16 protein-coding genes are annotated in these 18,224 nt (G+C 43.4%); 13 read left to right on the forward strand and 3 right to left on the reverse strand.

Annotation, left to right across the window (positions count from 1 at the left end):
• Nucleotides 1-658: 658 nt before the first annotated feature.
• Nucleotides 659-1,348 carry a DUF6989 domain-containing protein gene (locus JWG45_RS15440; protein WP_205280542.1) on the reverse strand — a complete coding sequence of 230 codons (690 nt, stop codon included), beginning with the start codon at nucleotides 1,346-1,348 and terminating at the stop codon, nucleotides 659-661.
• Between the two features lie 277 nt (nucleotides 1,349-1,625).
• Between JWG45_RS15440 and eno the strand changes: the two genes are divergently transcribed.
• From eno to JWG45_RS15495, 11 genes are all read left to right on the forward strand, one after another.
• The gene (eno, locus tag JWG45_RS15445; protein ID WP_205280543.1) at nucleotides 1,626-2,924 is read left to right on the forward strand and encodes a phosphopyruvate hydratase; all 1,299 of its coding nucleotides are present in this window, start codon (nucleotides 1,626-1,628) and stop codon (nucleotides 2,922-2,924) included.
• A 3-nt stretch (nucleotides 2,925-2,927) separates the two neighbouring features.
• Nucleotides 2,928-3,386, forward strand: a complete 459-nt coding sequence (locus JWG45_RS15450) for a septum formation initiator family protein (RefSeq protein WP_205280544.1) — start codon at nucleotides 2,928-2,930, stop codon at nucleotides 3,384-3,386.
• Between the two features lie 15 nt (nucleotides 3,387-3,401).
• A complete protein-coding gene (locus JWG45_RS15455) occupies nucleotides 3,402-3,995 on the forward strand; it encodes an ATP-dependent Clp protease proteolytic subunit (protein WP_069607558.1) in 594 nt (197 codons plus the stop codon).
• A gap of 12 nt (nucleotides 3,996-4,007) precedes the next feature.
• Nucleotides 4,008-4,367, forward strand: a complete 360-nt coding sequence (locus JWG45_RS15460; protein ID WP_205280545.1) for a hypothetical protein — start codon at nucleotides 4,008-4,010, stop codon at nucleotides 4,365-4,367.
• A gap of 25 nt (nucleotides 4,368-4,392) precedes the next feature.
• On the forward strand, nucleotides 4,393-5,406 hold the full coding sequence (locus tag JWG45_RS15465; protein WP_205280546.1) for a YheT family hydrolase: 1,014 nt from the start codon (nucleotides 4,393-4,395) through the stop codon (nucleotides 5,404-5,406).
• 12 nt (nucleotides 5,407-5,418) lie between these two features.
• A complete protein-coding gene (locus JWG45_RS15470; protein ID WP_205280547.1) occupies nucleotides 5,419-5,976 on the forward strand; it encodes a DUF4416 family protein in 558 nt (185 codons plus the stop codon).
• Nucleotides 5,951-6,523, forward strand: coding sequence for a complement regulator-acquiring protein LcpA (gene lcpA, locus JWG45_RS15475; RefSeq protein ID WP_205280548.1), 573 nt, complete (start codon nucleotides 5,951-5,953; stop codon nucleotides 6,521-6,523). Before JWG45_RS15470 ends, lcpA begins: the two co-directional genes overlap by 26 nt.
• Nucleotides 6,524-7,050: 527 nt before the next feature.
• Nucleotides 7,051-7,401, forward strand: coding sequence for a DUF3147 family protein (locus tag JWG45_RS15480; RefSeq protein WP_205280549.1), 351 nt, complete (start codon nucleotides 7,051-7,053; stop codon nucleotides 7,399-7,401).
• A 671-nt stretch (nucleotides 7,402-8,072) separates the two neighbouring features.
• On the forward strand, nucleotides 8,073-10,106 hold the full coding sequence (locus JWG45_RS15485) for a putative Ig domain-containing protein (protein WP_205280550.1): 2,034 nt from the start codon (nucleotides 8,073-8,075) through the stop codon (nucleotides 10,104-10,106).
• 136 nt (nucleotides 10,107-10,242) lie between these two features.
• Entirely contained in the window at nucleotides 10,243-11,007 is a 765-nt protein-coding gene (locus JWG45_RS15490) for a lysophospholipid acyltransferase family protein (RefSeq protein WP_205280551.1), read from the forward strand.
• Complete coding sequence (locus tag JWG45_RS15495; RefSeq protein ID WP_205280552.1) at nucleotides 11,004-12,014, forward strand: patatin-like phospholipase family protein; 1,011 nt, start codon at nucleotides 11,004-11,006, stop codon at nucleotides 12,012-12,014. The genes JWG45_RS15490 and JWG45_RS15495 overlap by 4 nt, the downstream gene beginning before the upstream one ends.
• Before the next feature lie 436 nt (nucleotides 12,015-12,450).
• Here the strand turns inward: JWG45_RS15495 and JWG45_RS15500 are convergent, their stop codons facing one another.
• Both JWG45_RS15500 and JWG45_RS15505 read right to left on the reverse strand, forming a co-directional pair.
• Nucleotides 12,451-12,894: a DoxX family protein gene (locus tag JWG45_RS15500; RefSeq protein WP_205280553.1), complete on the reverse strand. Its 444-nt coding sequence runs from the start codon at nucleotides 12,892-12,894 to the stop codon at nucleotides 12,451-12,453.
• A 70-nt stretch (nucleotides 12,895-12,964) separates the two neighbouring features.
• A complete protein-coding gene (locus JWG45_RS15505) occupies nucleotides 12,965-13,837 on the reverse strand; it encodes a helix-turn-helix domain-containing protein (RefSeq protein ID WP_205280554.1) in 873 nt (290 codons plus the stop codon).
• Between the two features lie 235 nt (nucleotides 13,838-14,072).
• Here JWG45_RS15505 and JWG45_RS15510 point away from each other — a divergent pair, with 235 nt between their 5' ends.
• Both JWG45_RS15510 and JWG45_RS15515 read left to right on the forward strand, forming a co-directional pair.
• Nucleotides 14,073-17,213: an ATP-binding protein gene (locus JWG45_RS15510; protein ID WP_205280555.1), complete on the forward strand. Its 3,141-nt coding sequence runs from the start codon at nucleotides 14,073-14,075 to the stop codon at nucleotides 17,211-17,213.
• 35 nt (nucleotides 17,214-17,248) lie between these two features.
• The gene (locus JWG45_RS15515; RefSeq protein ID WP_205280556.1) at nucleotides 17,249-17,920 is read left to right on the forward strand and encodes a LuxR C-terminal-related transcriptional regulator; all 672 of its coding nucleotides are present in this window, start codon (nucleotides 17,249-17,251) and stop codon (nucleotides 17,918-17,920) included.
• Nucleotides 17,921-18,224: the final 304 nt, after the last annotated feature.

Consider the following 18,224-nt stretch of genomic DNA (forward strand, 5'->3'; position numbering starts at 1 on the left):
TGTAGGAACTCACACATTTCAGAAATTCGCTTTGAGAATGTAGGAACTCACACATTTCAGAGATTCCCTTTGAGAATGCAGGAACTCACACATTTCAGAGATTCCCTTTGAGAATGTAGGAACTCACACCACGTGTTTGTTCACCAACAGTAAAAAGCTCCGTCGCAAAACCCGGTCTTAACAAAAAGAAAAGTATCCGGAACGTTCCTCAAAAAATGGAAATTCCTCTCCTAAACGATTCCTTCAAAAAAAATAAACAAGAGCATTCTAAATTTTGAATATGACATCGGACCGAAATTTTTCTTCGAAACTTCCTTCGTTACAAATCTATTTTTCGACTTCTATGCAAAATATTTACGACCAACGATTCCTTCCATCAAATCAAAATCCAAACCTCATTCGATTTGGAATCTTATTTTGCAAAGAAAGACACTTCGAAACAAAAGACGATTCGCCCAAGGATTTTGAGATCGTAAAGAACGATCTAAAAAACTCCCATTCTTTTTGGATTCGAGTTCTCTCCTTTCACAGTTCGTGCCTTCCGTTTTCGGATCCGATCAAAAGTCCTTTCAGGACAAAACGCTCTTCGGAGAATCTTCGATTCTCAAAGATATTTTTCGCATGGAATGCAGGATCCCTTCCAAAAAACAAATTCTTCCTAAATCGAAATCTTAGAACTTCCTTCGATTAACAAAAAGAAAAAGGCGAGCGCTCCCAAATAGACGCACATCGTCAAAAAGGCCCAGAGAATTTTCTCCGGAAGAGAAGCGTATTCCGAAACGTGATAGGCATACGCGGCAAAAGCTCCGAGAATGAATTCCGGAATCAGGACGTAAACAGCAACGTGTCCTACCATAAAAACATTCTTCGCAAACCAGACCGGGATGAGATAAGAAAATTCCTCCGAACCTAAGAAGATCAAAAAAGCGACCGAACCTCCGATCAAGTAACTCTGGATCGCCGGAGCATCGGAAACTCGTTTCCGATAACGGATCGATATAAACGTGGAAAGAAACAAGGGGATCACCCAAAGACCCGCCATATAACCGGAAACAGTTCCGATCTTTGGAAATCCATCTTCCGGAAATTCTAAGGAGCCTATCACCTTGGATAAAAACCAATCGGGGAACACTTGAAAAAAACTCAAAGGTAAAAGAAAAAACCAGAGATCCGTCCAACGTTCGTGCGTCCAGATCCTGGAAAACAACGGAAGTCCCGCGTTATAGACAAGTACAATGCAGAACATTCTCCAGCCCGTGGAAAGATTTCCGGGACTAAAAAGAATCAGAGCCGCAATGATAGTAAAGACGGCGTGAAAACCTAAGACGTGTTTTTCGGAGAATTTCATTTCGAGCGATCCAATCGTTTCCTTTCGGGGTTTAGCTATAAGAAATCAGACAGAAGCGGGCAATCCATTTTTTCGTTTCCCGCTTGATTTATTCGATATGGACCGTTTAATAACCCTGACTCTGACTCGGGAGCTGGAAAATGAAGCCTCCAATTCAAAACTAAAACCGATTCTTTTGATTTTAGTTTTTGAGAAATCAAAATCGGGTTTCGTTTTGTTTTTGCGGTCTCTTTTCTTCTCCGTCAGGCACTAAACATAGAGAATCTCAGGAAGTACAATGTCTCATAACTCTCAAATTCAAAAAATACACGCTCGGGAAATCATCGACTCGCGCGGAAATCCGACCGTTGAGGTGGATGTTACCTTAGTAGACGGCTCCTTTGGTAGAGCCGCGGTTCCTTCCGGAGCTTCGACCGGAGAATACGAGGCTGTCGAACTCAGAGACGGCGACAAACACCGCTATCTCGGAAAAGGAGTTCTCAAGGCCGTCGAACACGTAAACGTAAAGATCCAAGAAGTTCTTAAAGGCGAAGACGCACTGGATCAAAATCGAATCGATCAGTTGATGCTCGACGCGGACGGAACCAAAAACAAAGGAAAACTCGGAGCCAACGCGATCCTTGGAACGTCACTCGCCGTTGCCAAAGCTTCTGCGGCTTATTCCAAACTTCCATTATACCGTTATATTGGAGGAAACTTTGCGAGAGAACTTCCGGTTCCGATGATGAACATCATCAACGGCGGAGCTCATGCGGACAACAACGTGGACTTTCAAGAATTTATGATTCTCCCCGTGGGAGCCAAAAGTTTCCGGGAAGGACTCAGAATGGGAGCCGAAGTATTCCATTCTTTAAAAGGTGTGCTCAAAAGTAAGAATCTGAACACGGCCGTGGGTGACGAAGGCGGCTTTGCTCCCAACCTCACAAGCAACGTGGAAGCGATCGAAGTCATTCTTCAGGCGATCGAAAAGGCCGGTTATAAACCGGAAAAAGACGTTTTATTGGGTTTGGATGCGGCTTCTTCCGAGTTTTACGACAAAAGCAAAAAGAAATACGTACTCGGTGCCGAAAATAATAAAGAGTTCTCCAGTTCCGAATTGGTAGATTATTATGCGAATTTGGTCTCCAAATATCCGATCATTACGATCGAAGACGGTTTGGACGAAAACGACTGGGACGGCTGGAAACTTCTTTCCGAAAAATTAGGAAAGAAAATTCAGCTTGTAGGAGACGATCTCTTTGTTACAAACATTGAGAAACTTTCCAAAGGAATCGCTTCCGGAGTCGGTAACTCGATCCTGATCAAAGTAAATCAGATCGGTTCCCTTTCCGAAACTCTCGCTTCGATTGAAATGGCGAAAAAAGCCAAATACACGAATGTGGTGAGTCACCGAAGCGGGGAAACCGAAGACGTTACTATCTCTCATATCGCGGTTGCGACAAACGCGGGACAGATCAAGACGGGTTCTCTTTCCAGAACGGATCGAATTGCAAAATACAACGAGCTTCTTCGAATCGAAGAAGAACTCGGAAACTCGGCGATTTACAAAGGTAGGGAGACTTTTTATAATCTTTAAACTATGACTTCTCTTTCGACAAAAGTCTTTTGGTTCTCATGTTTTCTCTCAGGGCTCTTCTATTTCATCGTCCTGGGAGAATCCGGGATCGTAGTACGTTCCCAACTGGAAGAATCTCTCGCTTCGCTCCAGTTGGACGTGGAAAGACTTTCCTATGAGAATAGACAGTTGGAAGAGAAACAAAGGATTTTAAAAAATGATCAAGTGGCCCTCGAAAGAGAGGCCCGAAGATTCTATCTTTTGAGCGAGAATGCGCAGATTATAAAATTCAGAGAAACGGAGAACGTTGGCGAGTTAAAACCCATTCTCGCGTCCAGACTCAATGCGTTTCGTCCCGGGAAACAATTTCCGGTTCCACCGATCCAATTTATTCGGATTTTCTACGCAATCTTTGCTAGTTTTACTTGTATTGGAGTTTTCATAAAAATGAGGAAGAAGAAACTGGACTTTAGCAACAACTAAAGGAAAGGTTCAGGAATGCCAGAAACAGAAAAAATTCAGGAAGTATTCGAAGAACTCACAGGAAGTAAAATTTCTAAAAATTTCCTCGACCACAGAAAGATTTTTCTCTGGGGTCCGGTAACCGACGAATCGTCTAAGGACTTGGTCGGCAAACTCCTCTTCTTGGAAATGAAAGATCCAGGAAAACCAATCACGTTTTTTATCAATAGCCCCGGCGGTGTTGTAACTTCCGGAATGACCGTATTTGATACGATCCAAATGATCACTTCTCCGGTTCACACGGTTTGTATGGGAATGGCCGCCTCTATGGGTTCCGTTCTTCTCGCTGCCGGAAAAAAAGGAGAACGTTCGATTTGGCCGAATGGAAAAGTGATGATTCACCAACCGAGCATCGGCGGACAAATCGTAGCTCCCGCGACGGATTTAAAAATCCACGCAGAGGAAATTCTCAAAACAAAAGCCAAATTGAACCAGATTCTCGCGGACGCCTGCGGACATCCCGTTTCTAAACTCGAAGAAGATACGGATCGCGACTATTATATGGACGCTGAAGAAGCGCTCAAATACGGAATCGTAGATAAGCTCGCGACAACAATCGACTTTAGCTGATTGGATTTTCTCTTGTCCAAAACCGTTTCTCTCAACGATTTTTTAAAAGAATTTTTAGCGGCTCCCCAAAAGGGAAGAAACGCGGAAGAAGATCAGAAATTAAACGAACTCTTCCTGGAATTTTCATCGCTTCTTTTTTTAGAAGGAGAAGACGAAGAAGAAACCAAGGAAGAAGTTTTGTTAAAAGACATCGGTTCCTTTGAGCTCGACGAATTCGTAAACTTCTATCTTTCCGATATGCATCCGGAAGACGCTGGAATCGTAAAAAGAGGAATCGATTTTTTAAAGAGAATGCATAAATTCTTAAAAAAATCGCCTCACGTAAACAAAGAACAACTCGCGGACTGGGACGAATTCTTTCAAGAACTCTGATGTCTAAGTAAGGATCCTTCCTGAAATGAGTTCTCAACCCTTCAAGCCAAAACGGTTTCTCAAAGGCAAACACCTCCAGACCGTATACAGTACGTTCTTTCCTCCACAAAATCATCTCAGAACGACGTATTATGTAGAAGACGTTCTCCTTCAATTGAGCGACGGTTCCGGAGACGCGGTCTGGCTAGAACACAACCCCCCTCTTCAACATTATTCTTCTTCGGCTCCGAAATGGAACGGTACTTATATCGTGATGATTCACGGGATGGAAGGAACTTCGGACAGCTCTTATCTTGTCGCTCTCGCGCAGAATGCCCTACAAAGAGGCTACGGATGCGTTCGGATGAATCTAAGAAACTGCGGACGAGGCCAGGGATTTTCAAAAGGAACTTATAACATCGGTCAGACGAAGGACGTTCAAGACGTGATCGATTTTGTTTGGGAAAAACTTTCTCATCGGATTTTTCTCTCCGGATTCTCCCTTTCCGCGAGTTTGGTTTTAAAGTATTTAGGAGAAAGACGCAATCATAAGGTGGAAGCCTTCTCTTCCACAAATCCTCCCTTGGATCTTTTGAAGGGTTGCGAGTTTATCGACTCCGCAGAAGGAAGATTTTATAGGGATCGTTTCGTTTCCGAGTTTCGAAAGAAGATTAAGAATAAGGTCATACAACTTCCTCCCGAACTCGAGAAGAACGCTTTTGAGACGAAGACGTTCTTTGATTTCGACGATCTTGTGACCGCTCCTTTTTTCGGTTATCGGGGTGCTTTGGATTACTATCAAGATTGTTCGAGTAAACACTATATACCGGAAATCCGTCATCCTGGAATCGTCATTCATTCAGAGGATGATCCGGTTGTTCCTCCCTTTGATTGGGAGAAAATCGGATGGGAGAATTTGCCGCATATTCAGACGATCCTCACTCCCAAAGGCGGTCACGTTGGATTCTTAACCGATCCAACTCCGGAAATTCCGGATGGAAGGTGGTTGAATAAAATTATTCTGGATTATTTCGATTCGAAAGTAAAATCTGGAAGCTGATTTTCAATCCCAATGAATTCCCCCAAAAAGAAACCTCTTGAAAAAGAAAAGCTGACCAAACCTCCCGGCGCCTCCTTCTTTATTGTAATCGCGTATGAAGACGCGGAAATGTTTTATTCGATCAAAGTAAAGACCGAAAAAAAATTCTCGGCGACCTTGTATGAAAGCAATCCGATGCCAACTTGGAAGGATCCGGAAGCCGACCTCTGGAATCAATTTCCGGGAAGGCATACGAAAATTCTTTCTTTCAAAAGGAGAATCCACCGAGAAGAACTACCTTCGATCCAGAAAGAATGTCTCGCGATTCAGAATGCGGCTCTTGAAAAAGACAGCGGAATTCGGATCTTTCCCGGTTATCTTTGCAGTCACTCGGTCGTCATGGCGTCCATTCGGGATGATTTTCATAGAATTTATCTTTTCAACGGTGTCTATGCGGAAACCGTTTACAACTACCAGAAACAAAAGATGGTGAGTCGCGAAACTTCCCCTCCTTTTTTTAAGACACCGGAAGCGATCTATTTTTTTACGAGCCTGAGAGAATCTTATGTACAAAATATTACAAAAAACTAATTCTTTTCTTTTTATTCTTTTCTCGATTTTAATGATTCAGTGCGCCCCCTCTAAATTGGAAATCGCTTCGGTCACTCTCTGCGACCATTTCAATCGAATGGGAGAATGTTTGGAACCCGTTGAAAAAAACCATCACTACATAGTTGAAATCCCGAACGTAAAGAAGCCTGATACCTGGGAAAAGTTTGCGAATTATCTGTACTTTCACGCAAGGGAAACTCCCGGTTTTATTCTCCGCTTCAATCGCAAATTACTTCCTTCGGAAGCAAAGGCGATCAAGGATTCTTACTTCGCGACGGTGAGTCTTTCCGGAACCGTAGAAAGAATGGAAGGTTTTGAGATGGGAGAAGATTGGATCGGATCCTTTCAATATTTGGGATCGATGATCAAGGATAAACTCAAAAAAGAAAATCGATTGGGATCCTTTCCTTATACGAATACAATCTTTCCCGCAGATGTGGAATTCAAATTTAATTCTTCTCTTTTTGAAGGGGAAGAGAAGACAAAGATCAATTTGAGTTTTACGGTTCTGCCCCCGGAGAAGTAAAAGAAGAACCCGTCGTAGTTCCTACACAGGGATTTTTTCTTGCAAAATTAGGATTCTGTGATATAGAAAAGTCCACCGGAGTTTTTCCCGCCACCGCTCCCCTCCACCCAAAATCAGGGTGGGGCCCGCGACTTTCACGGAAGAATTGTCGTAGTTCCGACGGAAGTTGTCCGAGAAGCGGAATTTTGTCGTAGTTCCTACACAGGGATTTTTTCTTGCAAAATTAGAATTCTGTGATATAGAAAAGTCCACCGGAGTTTTTCCCGCCACCTCACCCCTCCACCCAAGATCAGGGTGGGGCCCGCGACTTTCACGGAAGAATTGTCGGAGTTCCGACGGACTTTCCTCCGATCCAGACAACTTGTGAGTAAGAATAGACCCTTGAAAGAAATGGAGTTGGAAAATCCGCGTCTAAAGAAACGTATTTTTGGAATATAAGGAATATTATTTATAAGAGCAGGATTGGATGGATGAAATCGCTGAGGTCCAAATTCTATCCAAAGATACACTTTTCTGGAGAAAAAAGAATGCTCTATTTAGTTTTCAAATACGCCATGACCTCTTTTTTGATCGTCGCAATTTCCGAAGTTGCCAAAAAAAACGATAAACTGGCGGCTTTGATCGGATCTCTTCCACTGGTTACGATCCTAACTCTGATTTGGTTAAAATTGGAACAAGCGGATTCTTCCAAGATTGAAAATCACGCCTACTACACGTTTTGGTATGTAATCCCGAGCCTTCCGATGTTTTTTTTCTTTCCGAAAATTCATGAGTCGATCGGTTTCTGGCCCGCGATTGGAACTTCCATCTTGACGACCCTCCTCCTCTACGGGAGTTTTGCCCTTCTTTTGAAAAGATTTGGCATCGATTTACTCTGAATCCACATTTTTATTCCTTGGGATTTTCGAACCGCAGAATGGCATTGCAAGATCGTAATCCTCTAAAAGTTTCCACAAAATGCAAAAGAAATCGGAGAAAAAGAATTCCGATTTCGTCGCCCCCCTTTTTTTATCCGGATTAAAAACAAAATTTCAAACCTTTGAAATCCTATTCCTTGAGGGATTTTTTTGGAAAATTTCAGATTTGTGTTTGGGGAGAATCAAAATTTGCTGTAAAAAATTCTGTTTTATTCCTTTGATTGTCCCTGAGCGTTTCATCCCTTGCAAAGATTCAAAGTAATTCTTCTTTTTATCCTCTTAAACATGTTAGCCGCCGCCTACGGATCTATATTGTATTTTTATTATATATCAGAACGTTACCGCATTTTCTTTTTCGTTTTTGTTTTATCTTCTTTAAATCCATTCCTTTCTTGGAATTGATTCTTTTTCCTTCCTTTTCTTTCCATGTCATTTGTCCGGTGTTTTTGTCAGAACAAAACGGAAATTGCAAATTCGCTATCGGTGTCTGAAAAAGATTATAATCAAGGGATTCATAGATTATAACTCAGGCTGTATTTTTGTCTTTTCTTCCGTATTCTTATGCAAACAACCAAAGGCCAAATCCTTCCAAAAGGAAACCTTAGGTTTAAAACTCACAGGGAGGAAATAGGATGAAAGGAAAAGTTTTTTTTTGTAAGCCATTCTTATCTGTTTCCTCGATCTTTTGTATTTTCTGGGTTCTAAGTGCAACATTTGGATGCCTTCCAGATCAATCCACAAACGACACTCTGGTCTTATTGGGAAATCCGATCTCGGGCTCTCGTCCGTTGCCGACTGAAGATCCAATTCTTCCAAACTTGAGTTTTTCGAACTCATCTCTCACGTTTGTGAAGAATGTTTCTATCATCGCGGTTCAACCCACTTCGACGGGAAACCCAACGACATTCTCCATCGAGCCAGCACTTCCGAGCGGATTGTCTTTCGATACGAACACCGGAGAAATTTCGGGAATTCCTACAACCGCGCAAGGCCCCACTTCTTATACAATCACTGCCTCCAATGAAAACGGTTCTACGAGCGTTTCGATCGATATCACGATCCAAGCCCTGAATTCTTCTTGGGCATCTTATCTCAAATCTCCGAATTCCGAGAACTTCGCGGGGAGTGGAGATTCTTTTGGAAACAAGGTGGCAATTTCCGGAGACACCCTGGTCGTAGGAGCGACACAGGAAGACAGCAACCAAACGACGGTTACAAACTTTCCCGGACCGGTTCTTTCTGCGGCGACGGACGACGACACGGCTTTAAATTCCGGAGCCGTTTATGTGTTTCGCCGTATCGGAACTACTTGGGCTCTCGAGGCGTATCTCAAAGCTCCGAACGCAGAGACAAGTGATATGTTTGGTACAAGCGTGTCGATTTCCGGAGATACCATCGTCGTCGGCGTCAATTCAGAGGATAGCAATCAAACAAACGTCATCCACTCCCCCTTCACGGGCCTCACTCCCGCGGGAGACAATGACAGCGCCGGGAATAGCGGAGCCGCTTATGTTTTTCGTAGAACGGGAAACACCTGGGCCCTGGAGGCCTATCTAAAGGCGCCTAACGCGGCAGCGACAAATCAATTCGGAAACGCAGTTGCGATCTCCGGAGATACGATCGTGGTCGGAGCGGTCTTTGAGGACTGTGATCAAACTTCCGTTACAAACGCACCTTCGACTTTTGTCAGTAATACAAATGCAGTGGACTCTGGTGCGGCCTATGTTTTTTCAAGAACGGGTACAACCTGGGCTTTTCAGGCTTATCTCAAAGCCCCCAACGCGGAGGCTAACGATAATTTCGGTTCCAGCGTTTCTATATCAGAAGATTCGAATACGATCGCAGTCGGCGCCAGAGGAGAAAGGAGCAACCAAACGACCGTTTCCAACGCCCCGGATCCAAGTCTCACCCCAGCTGGTGATAATGATTCCGCTTTGTCCGCAGGCGCTGTTTATGTATTTCGCAAAAGTGGAGGCAACTGGATTTGGGAAGCCTACCTAAAAGCTCCCAATGCGGAAGTCAACGACCAGTTTGGAGCGAACGTAGCGATTTCCGGATCTCGAATCGTAGTTGCCGCCACCGGAGAAGACAGCAATCAAGGGAGCGTGCTCAACGCCCTGGGTCCGAGTCTGACCCCTGCAGGAGACAACGACGCGGCCGCCGGCGCCGGCGCCGCCTATGTGTTTGTTCGTTCCGGATCAACTTGGTCTTGGGAAAGTTATTTAAAAGCGCCTAACGCGGAAAATTTCGCCGGCGGTGATTCATTCGGAGCCAGCGTCGCCATCTTTGGAGACATCATCGTTGTAGGAGCCTCTGCGGAAGACAGTTCGTGGTCTTCGGTCTTAAACTCTCCCTCCGTCTTTCCGACGTCTGCGACCGACGACGACACCGCGACAAACTCAGGAGCGGCCTATGTCTTTCACAGATCGAATTCCGGTTGGAGCATACGATCGTATCTCAAAGCGCCTAACGCGGAAAATGTGGGTGGAACCGGGGACGGTTTTGGCAGTAGCGTCGGAGTTTCGAACGACTGCATCGTAATCGGTGCAAGCGGGGAAGACAGTTCCCAGAATTTAAATGTCTTTGCTCCGAACACACCTCCTGCCGCAGCGACCGACGACGACGCGGCCATCAATACCGGGGCCGTTTATACGTATGATCGCTAAAACGAAGTTTTAAACGACCGACTCTCGTTTTTTTCTTCCCAAAAAAAATCTTCACGTTTCGTAAAAAGAAGAATTCTTAACGAACAATGTTCTTTTTTTTGCAACCTATTCCTACAATCCGGCTCTCATTCCATGTATGAAATCAGCAAATTCCGCCCAAAACGAAAAACGATCCCATAAAAAATACAAGGCTCCCGACTCGGAACCGGGTTTGCATCCGGGAAGTTCGTATCGAGTTCGAAGAATTTTAGACTGGTTCGGTCGTTTCTATGGAAGCCTATTTTACAAGGCCGAAGTTCACGGACTTCACAACGTTCCCAAAGACGGAACCGTTTTAGTTCTCGCCAAACACCAGAGAAACGACGATATCCCTCTGGGTCTTTCGAAAGCGCTTTATAAGGTTCGTTGGAGTATCTGGGCCGTGATGAAAGATTCTATGGCAGCCCCGATTTTTTTTGATTTCTTTTTGAAATGCGGAGGAATCCCGTTAAACCGACTCGAACCCCGTAAGAGCAAAAAGGATCTTCTATTCGCGCGAAAAGTATTATACAATGGTAATATGCTCGTGATCTTTCCGGAACAAACCACCGTACCATACAAAATGGGGAGAGGAAGGGCCGGCGCATTTCGTTTTATCGTTGGCAAACCGGAATCTCCGCTCCCTGTCCTTTGTCTCGGACTGGACTATGAACCTAGAGGTTTTTTAAGAAGAACAAAACTTACGATTCGAATCGGAGAATTAAAACACTTATATCCGAATCAGGATCCGGAAGAATTCCTGCACGAACGTATGCACGACATCGCTAGTCTTACCAACTTAACCTATCCTTTCACTTACAAAAAAGGGGCGAGCGACAGTTACGAGGAATCGGAATCCAACGTGGTGGGATCGGCAGTATGAGAATTCCACCCGCAAAAGGAAACAAACGAGCCCTACTTGTGGAAGGTGGAGGAATGAAAGGAGCCTTCGCAGGAGGAGCATTACATTCTTTGCATACGATTCTTTCCCCAAAATATTTCGACCTTGTGGTCGCGGTTTCCTCAGGGGCTTGTTCAGCCGCTTATTACGTCACGATGCCGAAGCCAGAGCCCGAAAAAAGTTTAAAAACTCTAGCGATTTGGTATTTCGAATTAGCGGGTCGCAAACTCATCTCGCCGTTTCATCCCTTTCAAGGAAAAACATTTTTGGATCAGGAATATCTCGTGGACGACCTCTTCGGTCAGAAATATCCCCTCCCAGCGGAGAACTTTGAAAAGTTCGGTCTTCCCGAATTCAGAATCGCAGTGAGCAACCTTCACACAAGAAGTATTGAATACGTAAGAGCCACGACGACTAACATATTCGATCTTTTGAAAGCGGCCACTTCCCTTCCCATCGCGACAAGAGGAAGACACAGAGTGGACGGAAATCTTTATTCCGACGCGGCGGTTCTCAATCCTCTTCCGTTGGAGGATCTGATCGAAGCTGGCTATAAGGACATTACAATTGTCTTAAATTCTCCCGTTGAAAAAGTTTCTCCTCCATTCGGATTTTTTACGAGTTTTCTATCTTTTCCGAAAGACTGGAAGATGGCGCGTTTGATGAGTCGTTGGCACCATCACCATTTCAACATAGCACGCGAGGTCGCACAAAAACCTCCGAAGGGAGTGCAGATCCACATGATCTCTCCCGAAAATCAATTGCCCGTGACGCTCGTCACAACAAACGGATCCAAACTCAAGGAAACCGTAGATTTAGGGATGAAAAAGGGAGAAGAAATCGCTGTCTTTCTTTTGAAAAGGTTTAGTAAAAAACAAACGAATCCAAAATCGGGTCCGGAAAAGAAACTTGGAAAACAAAAAACTACGGCGACTCGTCTCCAATCCACAAAAAACAAATCTTCCCAAAAGAAAATAACCTCTCGATGATTTCGAAAACCGCTGCGATCGTTCTTCGCGTCGCAGCGTTTCCCTCTCCGATCTCGTTTTTAATCCGCGGAAAGCTCTACTCTACTTCGTTTCGAGAAACGTGGGAACCGTTCCTCTATAAATCCGCTTCGTTCTTACACCCGCGCGTTATTTTTTGCGTTTTTTCACAGAAGAAGTAAGAATTCAAAAAATCGCCGTTCGTCGAAAACGGTTTGTTTTCCTCGAAGAGGAAAACCGATCTGCGATCAAAAACTTATAGAAACGAATGGGAGAATTTTATCATTGGTCCGTCTTCGTTTTTAATAAGAGATCTTTCTTTCAGAATTCCTTTAAAGAGAGAACGAAAAAAAATCGAGTCAGTTAATAAAATGCGTCTCAATAAAACTTCGATTCCGGGAAGAATCGCTCCGCCCGAAATCGAAAACGTTTTAAATTCTCATCGAATCTTTTCGCTGATCAGAGCATCCAAAGATAGAGCTCCTCCGCCTCCGAACATAAGAGTCAATGCCATTGCAATCGCGAGAATGTGATATTCAAAACCTTCTCCCGCCTGTGTATTGAACCAGTTCATAAAAAAACCGTTGGCTCTTACAAAGATCGCCGCACCGAGCATCGTAAGCCCGATTCCGAACGCGGAAAGTTTTGTCGCAAATCCCAGGATCAAACCGAGAGCTCCCAAGGATTCCGCCAAGATGACAAGGAACGCAATCAGGGAAGGAATTCCTTGCGACTGAAAAAAACTCATCGTAGCGCCCAATCCGAACCCCCCGAACCATCCGAATAATTTTTGAAGACCATGAGGAAGTATCACAACCCCGAGCGCGATTCGCACAAAAGTCAAGATCCAACTCGAATCCGTATGAAAGAATTTTTCGATCATTTCAATCTCCTTTAAGATAAGGAAACTATAAAAAAAGAAAATCAAAATGTAAATGGACGGATTCGATATTCTATTGTGTTTTTCGTCTGGAATCTCTGAATTTTTCGGGAGAAGTCCCGGTCTGTGATTTGAAGTAACGACTAAAATAGGCGTTGTCCGCGAAACCCAATTCCCATGCAATTTGTGTAATATTCAAATTTGAATGTAAAAGAAGACGTTTGATCTCGAGAAGAATCCGTTCGTGAATCAACGATTTTGCGGACCTCCCCAATTCTTCGTGACAAATTCGATTCAAGGTATTCGGAGAGATTCCGATTTTTCTGGAATAATAGGAGGTATTTCTCTCCTTTAAAAAATTCTCTTCCAAGAGTTTTTGAAACGATATGATCGTAGAATCCGCGAGAATTTCGTTAGCTTCTTGAAAATCATATTCCTTTTTAGCCTGCAAAAGAATCACCTGAGACAGGATCAGAAGCATTTTTTTCTCCGAACTCCGATCCTTTTCATCGATGAGCCTTTCAAAATCCGATCTTAACCTTGGGCAATCTTCGATTTTAATTTTAGGAGAACTCCGAGCGAACTGAAAGAACGGATAATCGCGGAGCGCGGAAGCATTCTCTCCTTGATCCGTAAAAAACTCGGAGGAAATTTTGAGCGCAAATCCTTTCACCGATTTCGTAAATTTCCAAGAATGTACCTGCGCCGGTTTTAAGAAGAAAAGTGAACCGGCTTCGATCGTATATTCCTGAAAGTCGATCGTGTGCAGTCCGCTTCCTTCCAAAAAAAAGAAAAGTGCGAAGTATGTATGTCGATGTGAGCTATCGTATTCTCGAAAACCGGGCGGTAAATCTTCCAAACGACCCGCATAAAAAAGAGGTTCTATCTTTTCTTCCACCACGTCGGAAAGATGAAGAACTGGAGGAATGGGATCGACTTTTGACATCCTGCTTCCAGTGGACGACAAACCTTATAAAATTGCAATCCGGAAGAAATTTAGATTTTTATTTTCCCGTTCAAATCCCCCGATCGAGTGGTTTTTTCGAAAACAAAACTGAACAAAAAAGGAGTTCGGTTTATCATAATAAATCGAACTCGAAAAAGTCCCGTTTCCAATCGGAAATATTCCGGAACAAAGAAAATGGTTTCCTGAATTCGATTCTTTCTTTAAGACATTCCTTATGTTTGTCATCAAGAATAGACTGAACAAAGCGCTTCGATTTTTGATTCTATTCTTTTTATTTTTTGTCTCTTGCGACAGGATTTTTTTCACGGTAAAACCTCCGAAAGTTCAACACGGAGTTTTGAATCTCGGATCGGATTGGAATTTTAGTTCCAAGGGTCGTTTGAGTTTGGACGGAGAATGGGAGTTCTATTGGAATCGACTCTATTCGGAAATCAAGGAATCGGCTGATTCTCAAAATAATAGCCCCTTACTGCCAACCGAATTTATCAACGTTCCCGACTCCTGGACAAATTACTCCCGTGATGGAAAAAATTATCCCGACTTCGGTTATGCGACATACCGAATCTATGTAATTTTAGATAACCCTCAAAACAATGTCGCAATTAAGATGTTAGAGGCCGCGACCGCCTATAATCTTTATGTGAACGGAGTTAAAGTTCTTTCCAGCGGCACCGTCGGAACCTCGGCGGAAACCAGCAATCCTTTGTATCGTCCTGCAGTCAGCGCTCCGATCTCCTTGGAAAAAAAAAACGAGATCGTCGTCGAGGTCTCCAACTTCTCACATTCTAAAGGAGGAGTCTGGGCTAAGGTTTTAATCGGAACACACGAAGAGTTATCCACACTTCGGGAAAGAACGATCTGGCTGGATCTATTTATCACCGGCGGACTATTTATCGGAGTATTCTATCATCTCAGTCTTTTTTTACTTTTACGCAGAGAACTATCGCACTTTTATTTTACTCTTATCGGACTCGTTGCGATCGTAAGGATCGTATTAACCGGAGAACGTCTTTTATTCACGCTTCTTCCGAACTTTGACTTTAATCTCAGCTATCGATTGGAATTGCTTTCAGTTTATATCGGCGGTTTTATCTTAGCCCTCTTTTTACGATCCATGTTTCCAAATGAGTTTCATAAAAAGGCCGCTTACACGTTTGTCGCTGCATTCTCCTTGTTATCTGGAATCGTCCTTGTTACGGATTTAGCCTTTTATTCCAAGACCTTACTTCTTTTTAGTTTTTTCGTATTTATAGAATGTGTTTATATCGTATACGTTTTGATCCGCGCGATTAAAAACAAACGAGTCGGGGCTTGGATCGGATTCTTAATCTGCTTTCTACTTTTTCTGATCATCATCAACGATCTTCTTTATGCGAATATGGTCATCAACACATCCTATTTTATTTCCTACGGGATATCGATCTTTTTTATTGCACAGGCATTTATCATCTCCAAACAATTTGCCATTTCCTACTATCTGTCTCAAAAACTGAGCGGCGACCTACAAATCTCCAACGATCGATTGATCTCTTTGGACAAACTCAAGGACGAGTTTCTCGCGACCACTTCGCACGAACTTAGGACGCCACTCCAAGGGATTATCGGAATCGCCGATTCCTTAAAAAGAGGAGCCGGCGGTGCGCTTTCTTTTTTTGTGGAAAGACAACTCGGGATGATCGTTTCCAGCGGAGAAAGACTTTCCAATTTGGTAAACGACATTCAAGACTTTTCCAAACTCAAACACAGCGATCTCAATCTCCGAAAAATCCCGGTGGACGGAAAACAAGCCGCCGATTTTACGCTGAACCTAAACCGTGTCAACGTCGATCCTTCCAAGATACTTTTGTTAAACGAAATCGAAGCGGGGTTCCCTCCTCTCCTTGCGGATGAAAATCGGCTCCAACAGATTCTTCAAAACCTGATAGGAAACGCGGTCAAATTTACGGAATCCGGAAAAATTACTGTAAGCGCAAAACAGATCGACGATAACACCGCCGAAATCAGCGTCACAGACACAGGAATCGGAATTCCAGAAGATCAACAAAATCGAATATTCGAATTCTTTGAAAGAGTTCAGTCTGGAGACGCAGGTAATGCCGGTGGCACCGGCCTCGGACTTACGATCAGCCGGGCCCTCGTTTCCTTACACGGAGGGGAATTGAATGTGGATTCCGAAGTCGATAAGGGTTCCCGATTCTACTTTACGATTCCGATCAGCAAAAGCGCACCCGATTCTCAAATAAAAGATAATAATCGAAATTATGCTTCTTTCGGCGCATCGGAGCTTGTCTCGAATGAAAATCCGCAATGGAAGGAAAAGAATCCCCAAAAAAGAATTCGAATCCTCGTCGTAGACGACGAACCGGTCAACTTAGAAGTCATCCAGAACTATCTTTCCCTTCGAAATATGGAATGTCACGTCGTTCAGAGTGGGAGCGAAGCATTAGAACTTTTGAATCAAGATTCGGATTTCCAAGCTGTGATTTTGGACGTGATGATGCCGCGCCTTTCCGGCCTGGAAGTGGCGAAAGAAATTCGCACTCGATTGAGTCCGATCGAATTGCCGATTCTAATGGTTTCGGCAAAAAATAGAGACAGCGATCTTATCTCCGCGCTAAAGGCCGGAGCAAACGATTATTTAATAAAACCCTTCGACTTTGAACAGCTGATGTATCGGGTGAATAATCTTCTCCAATTGGCCCAAGCTCACAAGGATCGAATCGAACAGGAAAACGAAAAACGGGAAGCGATTCAACAGGTCAGACAAAAAATCAATATCGACCTGCACGATCATCTCGGGGCAAAGCTAATCGACCTAAAATTTCTTTCCGAAGAACTTTTGAGCGGAACGATCCAACCGGATCGGAATTTATTCGAAAAAATTCACGGAACCGTAAATCAATCCATCGGAATGTTACGCGAACAGATGTTAAGAATAGAGGATCTCAATCTCGTATCCGAAAATTTTATCACGGGTATAAATCTTGTTCTTCTGAGACGTTACTCGGATGCGGGCAGAGAAATCGATTTTCAATGCGAAGACGAACTCCTCAAAATTTTCGATTCTTATAAGGATGAAGCGAGTTTGATGGAATTTTTCGGAATCATCAACGAAGTGACGAACAACGATCTCAAATACGGAAAAGGAATCTCGATTTGGAATTTTTCAATGAAAGACAAGGAAATTCGCATGAATATGAGCTCGGGATCCGACTACAAACTCGCCAACAATCGATCCGGAAGGGGAACCGAGAACTTGATCGAAAGAATCGTAAAGTTGGACGGTAGGATGGAAATGTCGCTTTTGCAGGACGTCTATTCGATCGGTCTTCAAATTCGCGCGGACCGTTTTTAACGATCTGATTTCAAACGCCGGAACAAAGGAAGAACATGGAAACTAAAAATATCAAAATTGGAATCGTTGAAAACGACGAAAATTACAAAAACCAAATTCTAAAAATCTTAGAATCCGTTCCGAACGTAAAGGAAATTTTTCACTGGGACTCCGCGGAGGCCTACTGGAACGACGAAAAAGGACGCACGTTAGACATCATCTTTTTAGACATTCTCCTTCCGGGAATCACCGGAGTCGATCTCGCGGCGAAACTTTCCGAAAGAGATCCTGCCATCAGCAAAATTATGCTGAGTAATATGAACTCGGACGAACTGATCTACAACTCCCTTCGATACGGAGCAATCGGCTACATTCTAAAATCCGAATTAAAGGATATATTAGAAGTAATCGATACCGTGTTACAAGGAGGAGCCATCATCACACCCACGATCGCATTCCGCGTATTGAACAGCTTTAAACTCAAAAAAACGGTCGACGGAGTCAAATTGACCAAAAAAGAGAAGGAAATTTTAGATCATATGGTAACGGGGAAAACGATCAATCGTGTCGCAGAATTCCTAGGCGTAAGTAAATATACGATCCAACACCACGTAAAAAATATATACAAAAAATTGAATGTTCATAATCGGGCGGAGTTGGTAAAAAAAGCTTCCGATTTCGGCTTACTTCCGATGACCGGAACGACATTGGGAGATAAAAAAGACTAGTATCTAATAGATATCTAACAGCTTCGATTCCACATGAAATTTGTTCAAGGCACAGGGTTCTCACAAAAAGGTATGAACGTTTCAAAAAAACACGATTTGAATTTCTATTTTAATATTCGTGAATGCTCCACAACGACGCGTCGTTTCGAAATAGAATTCGAATTAGAACTCGTAAAGGAAGCCGAGTTTTAATTATTAAAAATCTCAGTTCGAAAAATAACGTTTCTGATTCTATACAAATCAGAATGCCTCATTTCTAAGCAGAGCATAACGTTATTTTCTGATCGCCAAAAGAATGAAATCT

The sequence above is a fragment of the Leptospira ainlahdjerensis genome (assembly GCF_016919175.1).
Lineage (GTDB): Bacteria > Spirochaetota > Leptospiria > Leptospirales > Leptospiraceae > Leptospira > Leptospira ainlahdjerensis.

Excerpts from the sequence above, each read along its gene's own strand:
- JWG45_RS15440 (WP_205280542.1), bottom strand. The coding sequence starts at position 1,348 with ATGAAATTCTCCGAAAAACACGTCTTAGGTTTTCACGCCGTCTTTACT.
- eno (WP_205280543.1), top strand. The coding sequence starts at position 1,626 with ATGTCTCATAACTCTCAAATTCAAAAAATACACGCTCGGGAAATCATC.
- JWG45_RS15450 (WP_205280544.1), top strand. The coding sequence starts at position 2,928 with ATGACTTCTCTTTCGACAAAAGTCTTTTGGTTCTCATGTTTTCTCTCA.
- JWG45_RS15455 (WP_069607558.1), top strand. The coding sequence starts at position 3,402 with ATGCCAGAAACAGAAAAAATTCAGGAAGTATTCGAAGAACTCACAGGA.
- JWG45_RS15465 (WP_205280546.1), top strand. The coding sequence starts at position 4,393 with ATGAGTTCTCAACCCTTCAAGCCAAAACGGTTTCTCAAAGGCAAACAC.
- JWG45_RS15470 (WP_205280547.1), top strand. The coding sequence starts at position 5,419 with ATGAATTCCCCCAAAAAGAAACCTCTTGAAAAAGAAAAGCTGACCAAA.
- lcpA (WP_205280548.1), top strand. The coding sequence starts at position 5,951 with ATGTACAAAATATTACAAAAAACTAATTCTTTTCTTTTTATTCTTTTC.
- JWG45_RS15480 (WP_205280549.1), top strand. The coding sequence starts at position 7,051 with ATGCTCTATTTAGTTTTCAAATACGCCATGACCTCTTTTTTGATCGTC.
- JWG45_RS15485 (WP_205280550.1), top strand. The coding sequence starts at position 8,073 with ATGAAAGGAAAAGTTTTTTTTTGTAAGCCATTCTTATCTGTTTCCTCG.
- JWG45_RS15490 (WP_205280551.1), top strand. The coding sequence starts at position 10,243 with ATGAAATCAGCAAATTCCGCCCAAAACGAAAAACGATCCCATAAAAAA.
- JWG45_RS15495 (WP_205280552.1), top strand. The coding sequence starts at position 11,004 with ATGAGAATTCCACCCGCAAAAGGAAACAAACGAGCCCTACTTGTGGAA.
- JWG45_RS15500 (WP_205280553.1), bottom strand. The coding sequence starts at position 12,894 with ATGATCGAAAAATTCTTTCATACGGATTCGAGTTGGATCTTGACTTTT.
- JWG45_RS15505 (WP_205280554.1), bottom strand. The coding sequence starts at position 13,837 with ATGTCAAAAGTCGATCCCATTCCTCCAGTTCTTCATCTTTCCGACGTG.
- JWG45_RS15510 (WP_205280555.1), top strand. The coding sequence starts at position 14,073 with ATGTTTGTCATCAAGAATAGACTGAACAAAGCGCTTCGATTTTTGATT.
- JWG45_RS15515 (WP_205280556.1), top strand. The coding sequence starts at position 17,249 with ATGGAAACTAAAAATATCAAAATTGGAATCGTTGAAAACGACGAAAAT.